This window comes from Paenibacillus sediminis (assembly GCF_017873765.1).
GTDB lineage: Bacteria > Bacillota > Bacilli > Paenibacillales > Paenibacillaceae > Paenibacillus_AG > Paenibacillus_AG sediminis.
The window spans coordinates 215,750-229,484 of record NZ_JAGGKP010000001.1 but is presented as its reverse complement, the minus strand read 5'-3'; the positions used below and the strand labels follow the sequence as shown (position 1 = coordinate 229,484).

The window sequence follows — 13,735 nt, the reverse complement described above, 5'->3', positions numbered from 1 at the left end:
CTTATAATAAGAAAAACCCCGAACATTATATGTTCGAGGTTCGTTTGAAATAACTTATTTTAAAAAACGAATATTAAAAATTATCCTCTAGGCTTAACGACCAATGCCGCTAAAAATGAAAAGATAATCGCCGAACTAATTCCAGCACTCGTCAAATCAAAAATCCCTGTAATGGCACCGATATACCCATCTTCCTTTAATTCGGTAAGCGCGCCGTGAACGAGTGAGTTGCCAAAGCTTGTAATAGGTACAGATGCTCCCGCTCCAGCAAAATCGATAAATGGATCATACCATCCTAATCCATCCAGTATTGCACCAACTACCACTAAAGTCGACATCGTGTGAGCTGGAGTCAATTTCAATACATCAAGCATAAGTTGTCCGACGATGCAGATTAAGCCTCCAATAACAAATGCCCAAACAAACTGCATTATGCTCCCTCCATTTTCTCGTGCTGACGCGTACTCATCATATGCGAAATTTTCCCTGTGTTCATTATTTGTCACATTTGGTCTTTTTATATTTGGAAAGTTTAACAAATCAAAAACAGCCTCTTTAACTAGCGTTAATACGCTTATCAGGAGGCTGCTCCCTTGTTGTATTCGACCGTTTAAAGGATCAAAAGCAGAATAACCAGCAGAATAAATAACAAAAAAGTGATCATCATTTCTCGAATGTGTTCTTCCATTATTTTGCTCCCTTTCATCAAGGTCTGATGCAGTGTATGACTGCAAAATAGTTATGGTGCTTGACTAACAATGGATGCGTCTTGTTATAGAGGCTTAGGTATGATAGGTATTTGCTCTCAGACGTGGACATTTGGCTTTTTAAAGTTCATACTAGATGTAAACAAATTATTTAAAAGCCAAAAATACATAAACTAAAGTGATGGCTGTATTTAAAAGGAGCGAAGTGAAGTATGAATCAAGAAACAATGGAACTGTTTCGCACTTTAACGGAATTCCCATCGGTCTCTGGGTTCGAACGCGGACTTAGAGGATGGGTCAAAAACAAAATTTCTACATATACGAGTGAGATTGTGCAAGACCGTCTTGGCAGCATTTTTGGCGTGCTGCGCGGTGATGAACAAGGGCCGCGCGTCATGGTCGCCGGACACCTTGATGAAGTTGGTTTTATGGTAACAGGAATTACAGATGCAGGCATGATTCGGTTCCAACCGCTCGGCGGATGGTGGAGTCAAGCTGTACTAGCGCAGCGACTGCAGATTATGACTCCAAATGAACCTATTCTCGGCGTTGTAGGCTCCATTCCAACTCACTTGCTCGACGAGGCTCAGCGCAGCAAACCTGTAGACATTAAAACGATGTACATTGATGTCGGCGCAGACAGCCGTGAAGAAGCAGAAAGCTTCGGCATACGTCCTGGTCAGCAAATTGTACCTATCTGCGAATTCACACCTCTGGCTAACCCGAAGAAAATTATGGCGAAAGCTTGGGATAACCGGTACGGCGTTGGACTTGCGATTGAGCTTCTGCAAGCACTCCACAAGGAGAAACTGCCTAACATACTTTACTCTGGAGCTACCGTTCAAGAAGAGCTTGGACTTCGTGGTGCCCGCACAGCGGCGAATTTGATTCAGCCAGATATTTTCTTTGCTCTAGATGCAAGTCCAGCAAATGATATGACCGGCGACAAAAACGCTTTTGGTCAACTTGGCAAAGGCGCACTGCTGCGCATTTTTGATCCAACCATGCTGACTCACCGTGGTATGGTTGAATACGTTCAGGATACAGCGGAAACCCATAACATTAAATATCAATACTTCGTCTCCCAAGGCGGCACAGATGCAGGTCAAGTACACCTTAGCGGTATCGGCGTTCCATCTGCGGTGATTGGCATCTGCTCCCGCTATATTCATACATCGTCGTCCATCATTCATACAGATGACTACGATGCAGCTAAAGAACTAATCATTAAACTTGTTTCAGGTCTCGACCGTACAACATTGAATACGATTATTGAGAACGCTTAATAAGCAGATAAAAAATACCGGCATCCCAAGGGATGCCGGTATTTTTTGCTTTAATTGCGAAGTGCAGCTTTTTTAATATTTTTCAAACGCTTCATTACGTTATTCTCGCCTCTGCCAAAATAATCGTACAATTTGCTGTATTCTGCATAAAGTTTCTCGTAAACCGCTACGTTTTCTGGTATCGGTTTATAATAATGCTCCTTCACCTTACCAATCGCCCCGGCGGCTTCAGAGATCGATTCAAACCCTCCACGCTCCTTACCTGCAGCAACGGCACCAAACATAGCAGAACCGTAAGCTGGTGTCTGCGAAGAATCGGCAATCCGAATTTCCATATTGCAGACGTCAGCATAGATCTGCATCATAAGTGCGTTCTTCTCCGCAATCCCCCCAGCAGCATACAATTCGGTAACAGGTACACCGTTTGCTCTAAATGTTTCTATGATAGTCCGTGTTCCGAAGGCTGTTGCCTCAATTAAAGCACGATACATTTCTTCAGGTTTTGTCAATAAAGTCATGCCAATAAATAACCCGGTCAAATCCGCATCAACGAGTGTCGAACGATTCCCGTTCCACCAATCCAATGCGATGAGTCCGCTTTGGCCGACTGCCAATTGGCCCGCTTTTTCTGTCAGCAGCTGATGAATGTCGATTCCTCTTTGCTTAGCCTCTTCCTGCAATTGGATAGGAACGCAATTTTCAATAAACCATTCGAAATGGTCGCCAACACAAGATTGGCCTGCTTCATACCCCATATAACCCGGCATGGCACCATCTTCAACCACACCGCACATTCCAGGCACCATTTCTTCCGACTCGCCAAGCACGATATGACAGGTTGACGTTCCCATAATCATCAACATTTTTCCCGGATCTGTAATTCCCACTGCCGGCATGGAGACATGAGCATCCACATTTCCTACTGCGACAGCGGTTCCTGGTTTTAGTCCTGTTAACCGTGCAGCTTTTTCAGTGATTTCTCCTGCTTTTGTCCCAATAGGGAAAATATCTGTGCTTAATTTCTCTTCTACTAAATTTTCTAAACGCGGGTCAAGTAATTTTAGGAACGATTTAGATGGATAGCCTTGTTTTTTATGCCAAATTGCTTTGTAGCCTGCTGTACAACTGTTTCGTCTCTCTTTACCAACAAGCTGAGATACGACCCAATCTGTTGCTTCCAATATAGAATCTGCCGCATTATAAATTTCGGGAGCTTCGTTTAAAATCTGCCAAACTTTAGGTAGAAACCATTCAGATGAGATTTTCCCGCCGTAACGGGCAAGGAAGGCTTCTCCATTTTGTTCGGCCAATTTGTTAAGAGCATTAGCTTCGTCTTGTGCCGCATGATGCTTCCATAATTTCACGTAGCTATGCGGATTGTGTTCAAATTCCTTCAAAAAGCATAAAGGTGTACCATCTGCTTTCGTTGGAATTATTGTACATGATGTAAAATCAATACCGACGCCGATCACATCTTCAGGATTCACACCCGATTTTGCCAGCACTTCCGGAATCGTTACTTGCAGCACCTCCAAATAGTCCGCAGGATGCTGCAGTGCCCAGTCCGGCTCAAGCTTGGTCACTCCATCAGGAAGATATTCGTCCATGACGCCATGGGTGTATGCTTTAACTGCCATAGCTACTTCACGGCCCGTTTCGATTTCCACAAGCAATGCTCTTCCCGATTGCGTTCCAAAGTCAACCCCGATGCTATATTTCATAAGATTCACCTACAATCTAGTTGTTTTTATTGCTAAGGAGCAACATCGGAATATTATAGTAAAACGTAAGGCAGGGATTCGATACCGAATCCCCAGTTGTTCCAACATTTGTTCAGTCTCTTACATTCTTTATTTAAAAATCGAAATTACTTGCATTTTCTTTCGTGAAGTCCGTAGGAGGTCCAAGAATGATTGTTTTGCCGTCGTCTTTCACTTCCACCTTACCGATATTTTTAATTTCTTGTCCATTTTCAATTTTTTTACCTTCTGCTAAATCTTTAGCTGCCGCAACTGTCAAATAACCTAGATTAATAGGATTCCAAAGTGTTGCAGTGTCTAAAGATCCATCTTCAAGGAAAGGCTTGGAGTCAGTCGGAAGTGCTACACCGACCAAGGACACTTTGTTTTGAAGTCCTTTTTCTTGAATCGCTTGGGCTGCACCAAGTGGAGCAACGGTTGAGTAAGCCAATATTCCATCAAGATCAGGGTTAGCTTTTAACAAGTCGAGCGTTTTTTGATAAGTAGCTTTCACCAAAAGGTCCGCCATGTGACGGCCGTACACTTCATCGTCCACTTGTTGAACGGAAAGGTCAACTACAGATTGGTCCGCTTTTGTGTCCCAGTCCATGACTTTGATACCTTGAGCCTTTGCTTTCCTTAGAACCGGTGTAAGCGCATCCGCATCGTTCGGTGCCACTGCGATTACATCTACCTTTTTAGCAATCAAATCTTCAATGACTTTTACTTGCTGAGCCGCGTCTGCTTGAGTCGGTCCGGTATAGATTACATTCACGCCTAAATCTTCACCTGCTTGTTTTGCACCTTTCTCTGACGCATTGAAATAAGGAATACCAACTAATTTAGGTACTATAGCTACTGTAATTTTTCCATTTTTACTTCCTTGTCCTGCGGCATCGCTAGTAGACTTCGCTGTTCCGCAGCCAGCTAACATACCTACCATTAATACTGACGATAACAACAATGAGACTGCTTTTTTTCTCATTTTTTACTCCTCCTATGATGTATAGAATTTATATAAATGTAGTGAAACCTAAGGCTAAGCCGCTTTTTTAAGCGGATTTCGTTTGGCGTTAGCCGTAAAGAAATTAATAAGAAGCACTGTGATTAGTACAACACCAATTAAGATGTTGATGACCATGCTTGGGACGCCGAGCAGGTTCAGACCACTGGAGAGAACTTGGAAAATGGCGGTACCAAAAATAACACCGATGACTTTACCATACCCTCCCGAAATACTCGTGCCTCCGAGAACAGCTACCGCGATGCTTTGTAGTTGGTAAGAACTGCCCAAATCAACTTTCGCTGAGTTGTAACGGCTGGTCATAATCACTGCCGCGATCGCTGCCATCAATGCCGAGAATAGGTATACATACATGATCACTTTTCTCGTATTAATACCGGAGAAGCGCGTTGCTACAGGGTTGTTGCCTGCCATATACACGCTCCGTCCCCATACGGTTTTATTTGTTAAATACCATGCTGCCAAAGCAACCAGTCCAAACAAAATGACGGGAATCGGTATACCAAGTACTGAATTATTACCTATAACCGAATAGCTGTCTGGAAAGCCAGAAACACTGTTTCCTTTTGTAGCGAGCAAAATAATGCCTTTAAATAAGGATCTTCAACTTTATGAAGAAATCGAAATAAGTTCCCCTTCAAACAATAAAAATACCGACATCTCTTGATGAGATATCGGTATTTTTGTATTCAGGCAAAAAGACATAAAATTAACTGTTTAGATAACCACTTATTTGTAAAAATATGGTATAATGGAATGGCATAACAGAATGGGCTTATAGGGCGGTCGGCTAATCTCCTTATTAGGGGGGTGATGCTATATGACAGTGTATGAAGCGCTGAGTCTCATGCTCACCTTCGGGGCGTTCATCGTCACACTGCTTTCGTTTGACAAACGAAAATAGACCGCCCTAGGCAAAAGGTATGCGGTCTATTCTCTCTCTTGTTTGACGCCAACCGCTCTTTAAGCGACTGTTAGGCAGGGGGGTCAGGTCTACTGACCCCCTTTACCAGTGTTATCATACCATAATATGGGATTTTGCTCAATGAATGTGAGCGGAGTTTTGATGTTTTTTTAGGCACCAAGTCCTAACGTTTGGATTTATAAAATTCATGGTACAATTTCATCAAAGCTCGCTTTTCAATTCTTGAAACATAGGAGCGCGAAATGCCGAGTTCACGGGCAATCTCACGTTGTGTCCGCTCTTCCCCGCCATGCTCCAGACCAAATCTCCCCTTAATGACTTCCTGCTCCCGCTCATCCAAGATGTCTAGATTCTGATAAATTTTGCTCTTCTCTATTTTCAGCTGTACTTTATCAACGACATCATCCGTTTCCGTGCCGAGGATATCGATCAGAGTAATTTCATTTCCCTCTTTGTCAGTCCCGATTGGGTCGTGCAGGGAGACGTCTTTGCGTGTCTTCTTCAGAGATCTGAGATGCATCAGGATCTCATTTTCTATACAGCGCGCTGCAAAAGTCGCAAGCTTCGTCCCTTTGTTCGGTTGGAAGCTCTCGATGGCTTTGATGAGTCCGATTGTCCCTATGGAAATAAGGTCCTCCAAGTCTTCGCCTGTGTTATCGAATTTCTTGAGGTTGTGAACACGAACCGATGTCATCCTCATGCTGAATAAATTGTTGGCGTTTTAACTCATCTAGTGCTCCGACTGCAGTAATCTGTACTTCGTTCCCGTCGTAGCGAATAATAACTTCATCAACCAGGGTCTCCAGGATATGTCGCTTCTCCTCAAGGGTAAGCTCGTCGCCGGCGCTCTCGATAAAGTTTCGGACAGCCTTGGAGACCTCGGCAATCCGATTGGCCGATATTTCCTTCTCCGCTTGTTCTGACAACTGCTTTTCGTACCCGGCAAGCTCTTGCTCCAACGACTTTAGTCCGGCATTAATCTTTTGCATTTCGGCAAGCATCTCCTGCTCATCAATGACCTCCCGCTTGAACATGATTTTGATTTTTTCCTTTTCCTTCTCCTTCTGCTCCAGCTGACGTTTGATATGGTCCGCGGCGGATTGAAGTTCCAGGTTAATCTCATTCGATTTGCTTTGCAGTCTTTCCATATAATCATCGGGATCCGACAATGTCTCCAAGATCAGCTTCCAGACGTAATGGTCCAGCATATCGGCGCGTAACGTTTGAGTCAGGCACTTCTCAACTCCTTCACCGTACTTCTTCGGGAATAGGTTCGGACACCTGTAGCAGGTATAACGGATCTTTTCTCCCGTTTCTTTATTTACTCGGCCTGTATAAGTAGTTGCTTGCCACATTCTGCCGCAATGCCCACACCGGATCATGGATTTTAACAAATACTCATACTTTACATTCCCTGACCGTTTCATGTTTTTCTCTTTCTGCACCTGGGCTAATTCGAACAGATACGGGTCAATGATACTTGGCACGGTAACCTCGATCCAATCCTTCTCCTCGCGAAAGGCATATGTTTTTTTCGGTGTGCCGTTCTTGGTTTTCTCCCCGCGAATCTTTCGGGTTTCTCTACGATTGTAATAGAATTTGCCGATGTACACCTTAGAAGTAAGAACCCTTCGAATGGAACTGGCGCTCCAGTTCCTGCTTTCCCCTCGTTTGGGTACCGCCCCCAACGCATAGAGTCGATCCCCGATTTCACGAAGCGTATAGTTCTCATGAACATACCAGTGGTATATCTTCTGGACAAATTCGGCTTCCTGCGCATTGATAATCAAGGTATTTTCATGAAGATCATATCCATAGGGAGCCACACGCATGGGCATGATCTTCTTATCTTTTTCCACCGCTTTGAGTCTTCCGCGTACCGTCCGCTTCTTGATTAAAGACAACTCGTATTGTGCTATGGAACTCATCAGGTTGAAAAAAAGCTGCCCTTCCGGCGTATTCCGGTATTCCGTGTCCACAAACACCAGCTCGATATTGCTCCGCTCCAGCTCACGGCAAAGGATTAATTTATCCGTCAAGTCCCTGGTCAACCGGTCGGGGTGGGTAACAATCAAGCGACGGACCAGCCCTTGCGCAACATCTTGTCTGAATTCATTCATGGCGGGCCGATCGATATCTTCACCTGTGAATCCTTCTTCGCGATAAACTTTGATCATGGATTCGGGAATTCCCAAGTCTTTCGCTTTCCGCATGCAAATCTCAATTTGTGCATCAAGGCTTGTGCCCTCTGATGCTTGCATGCCTGTAGAAACCCTTGGATATATGGCCGTATACATGGAGGTTCGCTCTTCTCCTTTCTTATCACTATCACTTTCCAGTATGGACAAAGAGAGAAACAAAAAAACCGGCTTATTCAGTCGGTTTCAAGATCAAACGCTTTAGGATATAATCGATAACGGCATTTTTGGCCTCTGCAGCGGATAAGGTGTTTGAGACTTGAACTGAATCACTACATAAAGTATGAGGCACATATACGATTTTGATTGTCGGCATTCGCTCCATACTTTTCACCTCAATACACCTTATTCCATATGCTGATTGTCCTATCACAATCGCATGTCGTTTTGGATATACTTGAACTCCGATTCCAAGACCCGAGCAATAGCTGATTCATTTTCCGCTCCAATGAATGTCCAGTACCGGTGCCCAGGTACAACGGATTGGGTAATGAATCCTGACCATGTTAAGGACTTCGATTTTAGAGCGGAGGGGTGAAAGTTAAATCTGTTGCCAAGTACAAGTTCAGTTACACCTTGTTTATGAATTGGCTCCATACCAATTACATCCAATACCAGAGTAACTCGATCAACGACCTTCCTTTATCGATGGTTACGGAAGAGCTACTCATCGAATTCAGGCAGTACTTATTACGGCTGGCATCGAAAGGTGTCTATAGCAAACACACGGTTAGTGACCGTTTCTACGATATCCGATACTTATTGTCTAACCTTTTCAAGTTAGGCTGGCTCTCTAAAGACATTACTTTGGATGTCTCCGGAATCCCGTATGAGAAGTACCTTTATCGCGATTTACCGACCGATGCTGAACTTCAAAACTTTTACCAAACGATCCTACGTCATTCAGACCAGCCAATACTGGAGCTCGCAGCATTTGGGTTGATGCTCTTACTTGGGTTGCGGATACATGAGGTAGCAAGTATTCGTTATGAGGACCTCAATATAGAGAATAAAACCATCTCTGTCTTCGGCAAAAACGAGAAATCGGTCTTGCTCCCGTTACCTGAACCATTACAAAAGTATTTTCAATCTCTGATGGCAAGCCGTTCTCGTAATGACTATGTGTTCGGCGACAATATCCAAGCAATTATTCGCGAATTACGGGCACGCTACAGGCTCTATTCCTTTGTCGCTGGTTGGAATTATCCGGGAGGTCCCCATTTACTCCGGCATGCTTTCATAAGCAGGCTGTCGGAACGTTCGGATTGCCCGCCACAGTTACTGATGTATCTAGCAAGACATGACCGGCCAGAAAATACTGCACGATATGTTCATCGAAGTCCACATCAATTAACAGATGCCGTGAATAAAATCAACTACTGATAGGAGTTGTTCACATGCCAAAAGTAATCCGAGATACTAAGTACTCTGAACTCGAGGAACAATTAAACCAGTTGTTAAGTCATTATGGTCCAGAGAAAATGCGACAAGTTATGGAAACCTTTCCTGTCCAGACACAGACAAAACCTAATATGCCCCCGGCAGTGCGGAACGTTTCATTTCTCGAAGCCGTTGATGCTTTCTATCAAAGCAGCAAGTTTTCTGGACTTAGCCGGACCACGCAAACAACGTATCGGTCAGAGATGAAACTTTTCCAGCAACATGTGAAGGAAAAGTTTGGCAACGATCCGCAGTTTGAAAAGGTATCAAACGGCGAATTCTTGTCCGACTATATTAAGCTTAATGAGGATCCTAATACAAAAGCCAAGAAGTCTTCCTTTCTTCGCACCTTCATAAAGACCACATACAAAATATTTTATGGCCATCAGGATCTCGGGGACTTGAAGACTATACTACGCGTTCGATGGTCAAACGATGACGCACCAAAAGCCTTTACTAAAGTGCAGATCGCGGAAATCTTGCAGATCGCTCAATCTCGTAACCACGATAGCCTTTACACTGCAATTATCTGGACTTTCCTTGGGAGTGGAATTCGCATAAACGAGCTCTGCCATCTAAGAATCGGTGATATCACTCCTGATACTCAAACAATCAAGGTAACACCCAAAGGGGCTGAGAATACCAAGAAAGTCCGAAAAATCAACGAGCTCGCCTTAATGATGCTCACAGATTTTATAGAGAAAAAATACAGTCGCGCTCGCGAGGTGATGCCAGATTCCGATTATCAAAGGCTCTATATCTTTTCAAGCACTGCCGGGGATAAACCCATCACATCTAGAGCCATTCAGCAATTTATAAAACGTATTATTCGCGAGTCTCAGTCGATAAAGGAGGAAGACAAAGATCGTTTAGGTCCTCACTCTTTTCGTCATTCTTTTGCCGTTCAAGGCCTTGAAGCAGGGATCGATATATACACCCTCTCGAAGCTTTTAGGACACGAATCGATCGACAGCACAATGAAATACTTGCGGCTATTCGATGATCAGCTTCGAGACGCCATTAACAAGCACCCATTTGCTCAAGAAGTCATGAAGCAAATTAAGGAAAGGCTGGAGAAAAAATGAGCCACTTATTATTGGACTCTCCATACTATGCCAATTGGAAGAAACATACCCATCTTAAAGAATCGGCAAAATACACTTATAGCCGTCAATTCCTCAAATTTGAGCACTACCTTAGTCAGGATTACGATGGGGAACTGGATTTCGATAAATTCTTTTTCACATTACTCCATGGCCTTGGTATGGTTAAGCAAAACCCCATGAAAAATTTCCCAAACCCTTATTACGAAAGACGAATTATTGATCGTTCTCTTTCGCTCGAAGAGTGTCAGAAATTATTTCAAGTGGCTATTAAAGCCGACCCATTTGTCCGGAAGTACTTCACCCTATTTTTGCTAATGACTACGACCGCTCTTCGAAACAGGGAGATCATACAGTTAACACTTGAACAGATTGATTTTGAGCGCAGGGTTATTATAGTGAATAAAGGACAGAAAACCATATCCGAAGTCGTTTACATGCCCGATTCCCTCGTTGAAGAGTTGGAACGTTATTTGAATCATCCTTCTATTACAAGAATGGCTGAAATCCGGCCATCCAGAGGTTTTCTTCGAGAATAATCGTCCCTTAACCAAGGAAGCGTTAAACCGGATCATTAAGGCGTTTTGTCGGGAAGCCGGAATACTAAAGAAAGTCACAGCCCATAGTTTCCGGCATACAACGGCATACATGATGCAAAAAAGTGGAATTGACATCATCGCCATTAAGCGCCAACTACGCCATAAGCAGCTGTCGACAACTTTGCGATATGTTCCTCCAGTTGACGCTGCCAAGCTGTTGAACGACGCGTGCTCAACTCTAATTGAATAACAACAAAAAGAACCCGAAGAAAGCAAAGAAAACATGCTTTCATTCGGGTTCATTTATTTGAACAATTATAGTACACAAAGACAGACTAGTCCTGTGGTGTAATTAATCTCCATAAAGGGAATTGGATACCGTTAAGCTCACGGCTCGTGGATAGGTATCAATCAGCTGTCCCGCGAGGACATGATTTGGGCCAGAGGATGGCAGCTCATTAGGCTTCCGTTGGGAACAGAAGCGATAGAAGGACTGATTACATTATAATTCTAGTAATGATTAATTTCAACATTCTTATAGACCCGCGTAAAATGAGATGAATCTTTTCTTCAAAGATCGATAGAAATGATGATACTCTCTCCGCCAAGCATTGATTTCTGTTTCATGCCTTTAATGTCGACAATTACTACTATAGGCCTAACAGCAGTTGTTAATTTTAGACTAGCCCTAATTTCCAATAAACAACCCCAACACCTCTACTGTTTCCTCCTCCGCACGCGTCCAAACCGACTCCCGCAACTCTTGCACAAGCCCCTCCGGCCGCAGCCAGCCTTGTACATCTCGCAGGCGAAGCTTATCTGGCAGCATCCGGTTTGCCAGTGGCAGACCTAACTGGCTCTCAGCAGTATCCAACCTGATGCTCACAGCGACGTGTAAGAGGTCTGCTGCATGATGAACTAGCCAGCGTGGCTTCAGCTCCTCGCGGAAGCTGACGTAGTACGGCGTGATCTTCGACGGTCGTTCCTCGGGTGCGACGTAGACGGACAACAGCCGCAAGGCGAGGCTCATACGCACGCCGCCGAGGTGGAAGGCGCAGTAATACCCGTCCTTATCCTGCACGACAGGCCACTCCCCCTCCGCCAGCTGCAGCTTGTGGCGCAGCACCATCGGATGCTCGGTCCTCCGGTTTGCCGGACCGCTCACGTATGACCATTGACTCTCGCCATCGGGCAGCCGGGCTGAGGACTTGACCTTGAGAGAGTAAGCAGAGCGTTCGACCACTTGAAAGTGGTTACCGCCGATGCTAAGTCCGTTGCCCTTCACGTGCTTCACTTGGTTAGCCAGCCGCTGCCCTGTGACCGAGTCCACGGCGGTTTGACCTGGCAGCGTCTCGATGACAGAGTGAAGCTCACCCCGTAAGGCCCGATCTCTTGCCTCGGTCGTTAAGCGAACGCCCCTCGGCGTATCCTGAATATCACCGTCGTTAGCCATCATCGTTAGCAGTTCCTGCACAACGGCGCCATCAACTTCCTTCTCAAACAGACGACATATAAACTCCCGACTGCGTACTCCACCCTTACCCTGTAATATGTAAGACAGCACCTGCTGCCGCAGCACGGAGCTGATCGGGCCTACTGGTTGATTAGCAAACCAGCCTACGCGAGCCGCTTCGAGCATCGCCTCCTGCAACACCGCGTCCTGCTCAGAGCGGGCGCACAGCATGACCTGCGTATGCTGCGAGCGGCGATTGCCGCGGCCGATGCGCTGCAGGAAAGCTGCCATATCCGGCGGCGGAGCGTCCAGGGCGACGCCGTCGACGTCGCCGATGTCGACCCCTATCTCGATGGTCGAGGTGGCAACCAGCACGTAGCGGTCGAGTCGGCGCACGTCCCGCTCGGTCATCTCGCGCAGTGTCTTCCCCAAGCTGCCGTGGTGCGCACCGACAGAATACCCAAAAACCCGCAGCTCCTTGCACAGTAGTTCGGTGAGCTCGTCCACGCGCTTGCGGTTATTGCAGAAGACGACCCATTTCTCAGAGCTTCGTCCCTTTGCACCGAGATACGCCGGGAGGGCTCGCTCCACAGGAGCAAACCGCATGCCAGGCGGCACCACTTCAATAATCTCCCGCTTTCCGGGTACGAACACGAGTCCGCCGCCGGGAAGAAAGGTGTCAATGACGGCCTGAGGCTCGGCGACCGTTGCGCTGAGGCCGACGATCTGCAATTGTTTGCTCCGAGTCCAGCCTGAATCATAAGCATGAGCCACCAGCCGTTTCAGCCGCTCGATTAGCCATCTTGTCTGCTCGCCGCGCGGAGATCCGTGCAGCAGATGAATTTCGTCGAGTACGACGGCGCGGACGTGAGCCAGAACGTGAGCGCTTCCATCCTCGGCCAAACCACGGCACAGCATACTGTCAAGTGACTCTGGCGTCGTAACAAGAATATGCGGAACCGCCTCCGACTCCCATTTGTATTCCCCCGTACGGCGCACGAGACGAAGCCCGAGCCGCTCTGCGGCCGGACCGAGCCTTGCATGGATGTCGTTGACGAGCGCCCGGGTAGGTGACAGATACAAGATCGTCCACGGACCGGACATCCCCTTCAGCCGCTCTACTAGCGGAGCATAAGCTGCCTCGGTCTTGCCGCTGGCGGTTGCTGCACAGATGAGAATGTTCCGACCGTCCAGAATCGGCCCGATCGCTTCCCGCTGGACCGGAGTCAGCCGTCCGAAGCGCTGGAAGAACACCGGCCATACCGTAGGAAGACGCCTGCTCAGTTGACGGTCCTTCTCGAGCTCCTGTGATGTTGTCAAA

The 13,735-nt window shown here is 46.1% G+C and carries 13 protein-coding genes; 6 read left to right on the top strand and 7 right to left on the bottom strand.

From position 1 onward, the window contains the following. Window positions 1–80 precede the first annotated feature (80 nt). A complete protein-coding gene (gene spoVAE, locus J2Z20_RS01060) occupies window positions 81–431 on the bottom strand; it encodes a stage V sporulation protein AE (protein WP_209844502.1) in 351 nt (116 codons plus the stop codon). Between the two features lie 488 nt (window positions 432–919). Between spoVAE and J2Z20_RS01055 the strand changes: the two genes are divergently transcribed. Continuing rightward, complete coding sequence (locus J2Z20_RS01055) at window positions 920–1,993, top strand: M42 family metallopeptidase (protein ID WP_209844500.1); 1,074 nt, start codon at window positions 920–922, stop codon at window positions 1,991–1,993. A gap of 50 nt (window positions 1,994–2,043) precedes the next feature. On the opposite strand, the gene araB is transcribed toward J2Z20_RS01055, so the two are convergent. From araB to J2Z20_RS01040, 3 genes are all read right to left on the bottom strand, one after another. Continuing rightward, window positions 2,044–3,714 (bottom strand): ribulokinase, encoded by a 1,671-nt coding sequence (gene araB / locus J2Z20_RS01050; protein ID WP_209844498.1) that lies wholly within the window; start codon window positions 3,712–3,714, stop codon window positions 2,044–2,046. A 133-nt stretch (window positions 3,715–3,847) separates the two neighbouring features. Next, window positions 3,848–4,717 (bottom strand): autoinducer 2 ABC transporter substrate-binding protein, encoded by an 870-nt coding sequence (locus J2Z20_RS01045; RefSeq protein WP_209844497.1) that lies wholly within the window; start codon window positions 4,715–4,717, stop codon window positions 3,848–3,850. 54 nt (window positions 4,718–4,771) lie between these two features. Beyond that, window positions 4,772–5,335 (bottom strand): ABC transporter permease, encoded by a 564-nt coding sequence (locus J2Z20_RS01040; RefSeq protein ID WP_209844495.1) that lies wholly within the window; start codon window positions 5,333–5,335, stop codon window positions 4,772–4,774. Window positions 5,336–5,576: 241 nt separating this feature from the next. On the opposite strand from J2Z20_RS01040, the gene J2Z20_RS18305 reads away from it, so the two are divergent. Beyond that, complete coding sequence (locus J2Z20_RS18305) at window positions 5,577–5,660, top strand: putative holin-like toxin (RefSeq protein ID WP_415639995.1); 84 nt, start codon at window positions 5,577–5,579, stop codon at window positions 5,658–5,660. 184 nt (window positions 5,661–5,844) lie between these two features. Here J2Z20_RS18305 and sigK read toward each other — a convergent pair whose 3' ends face one another. Both sigK and J2Z20_RS01030 read right to left on the bottom strand, forming a co-directional pair. Then, window positions 5,845–6,381, bottom strand: coding sequence for an RNA polymerase sporulation sigma factor SigK (gene sigK, locus J2Z20_RS01035; protein WP_209844493.1), 537 nt, complete (start codon window positions 6,379–6,381; stop codon window positions 5,845–5,847). Continuing rightward, the gene (locus tag J2Z20_RS01030; protein ID WP_209844491.1) at window positions 6,335–7,978 is read right to left on the bottom strand and encodes a recombinase family protein; all 1,644 of its coding nucleotides are present in this window, start codon (window positions 7,976–7,978) and stop codon (window positions 6,335–6,337) included. The genes sigK and J2Z20_RS01030 overlap by 47 nt, the downstream gene beginning before the upstream one ends. Window positions 7,979–8,413: 435 nt before the next feature. Between J2Z20_RS01030 and J2Z20_RS18090 the strand changes: the two genes are divergently transcribed. Genes J2Z20_RS18090 through J2Z20_RS18300 form a run of 4 tightly spaced genes read left to right on the top strand, consistent with a single transcriptional unit; the run spans window position 8,414 to window position 11,211 of the window. Further along, window positions 8,414–9,262, top strand: coding sequence for a tyrosine-type recombinase/integrase (locus J2Z20_RS18090; RefSeq protein ID WP_209844489.1), 849 nt, complete (start codon window positions 8,414–8,416; stop codon window positions 9,260–9,262). 14 nt (window positions 9,263–9,276) lie between these two features. Beyond that, window positions 9,277–10,404, top strand: a complete 1,128-nt coding sequence (locus J2Z20_RS01020) for a tyrosine-type recombinase/integrase (protein ID WP_209844487.1) — start codon at window positions 9,277–9,279, stop codon at window positions 10,402–10,404. Next, on the top strand, window positions 10,401–10,961 hold the full coding sequence (locus J2Z20_RS01015) for a tyrosine-type recombinase/integrase (protein WP_209844485.1): 561 nt from the start codon (window positions 10,401–10,403) through the stop codon (window positions 10,959–10,961). The genes J2Z20_RS01020 and J2Z20_RS01015 overlap by 4 nt, the downstream gene beginning before the upstream one ends. Then, entirely contained in the window at window positions 10,900–11,211 is a 312-nt protein-coding gene (locus J2Z20_RS18300; RefSeq protein WP_209847139.1) for a tyrosine-type recombinase/integrase, read from the top strand. The genes J2Z20_RS01015 and J2Z20_RS18300 overlap by 62 nt, the downstream gene beginning before the upstream one ends. 438 nt (window positions 11,212–11,649) lie before the next feature. Here the strand turns inward: J2Z20_RS18300 and J2Z20_RS01005 are convergent, their stop codons facing one another. Beyond that, complete coding sequence (locus tag J2Z20_RS01005) at window positions 11,650–13,734, bottom strand: DEAD/DEAH box helicase (protein WP_209844483.1); 2,085 nt, start codon at window positions 13,732–13,734, stop codon at window positions 11,650–11,652. Between the last annotated feature and the right edge of the window lies 1 nt (window position 13,735).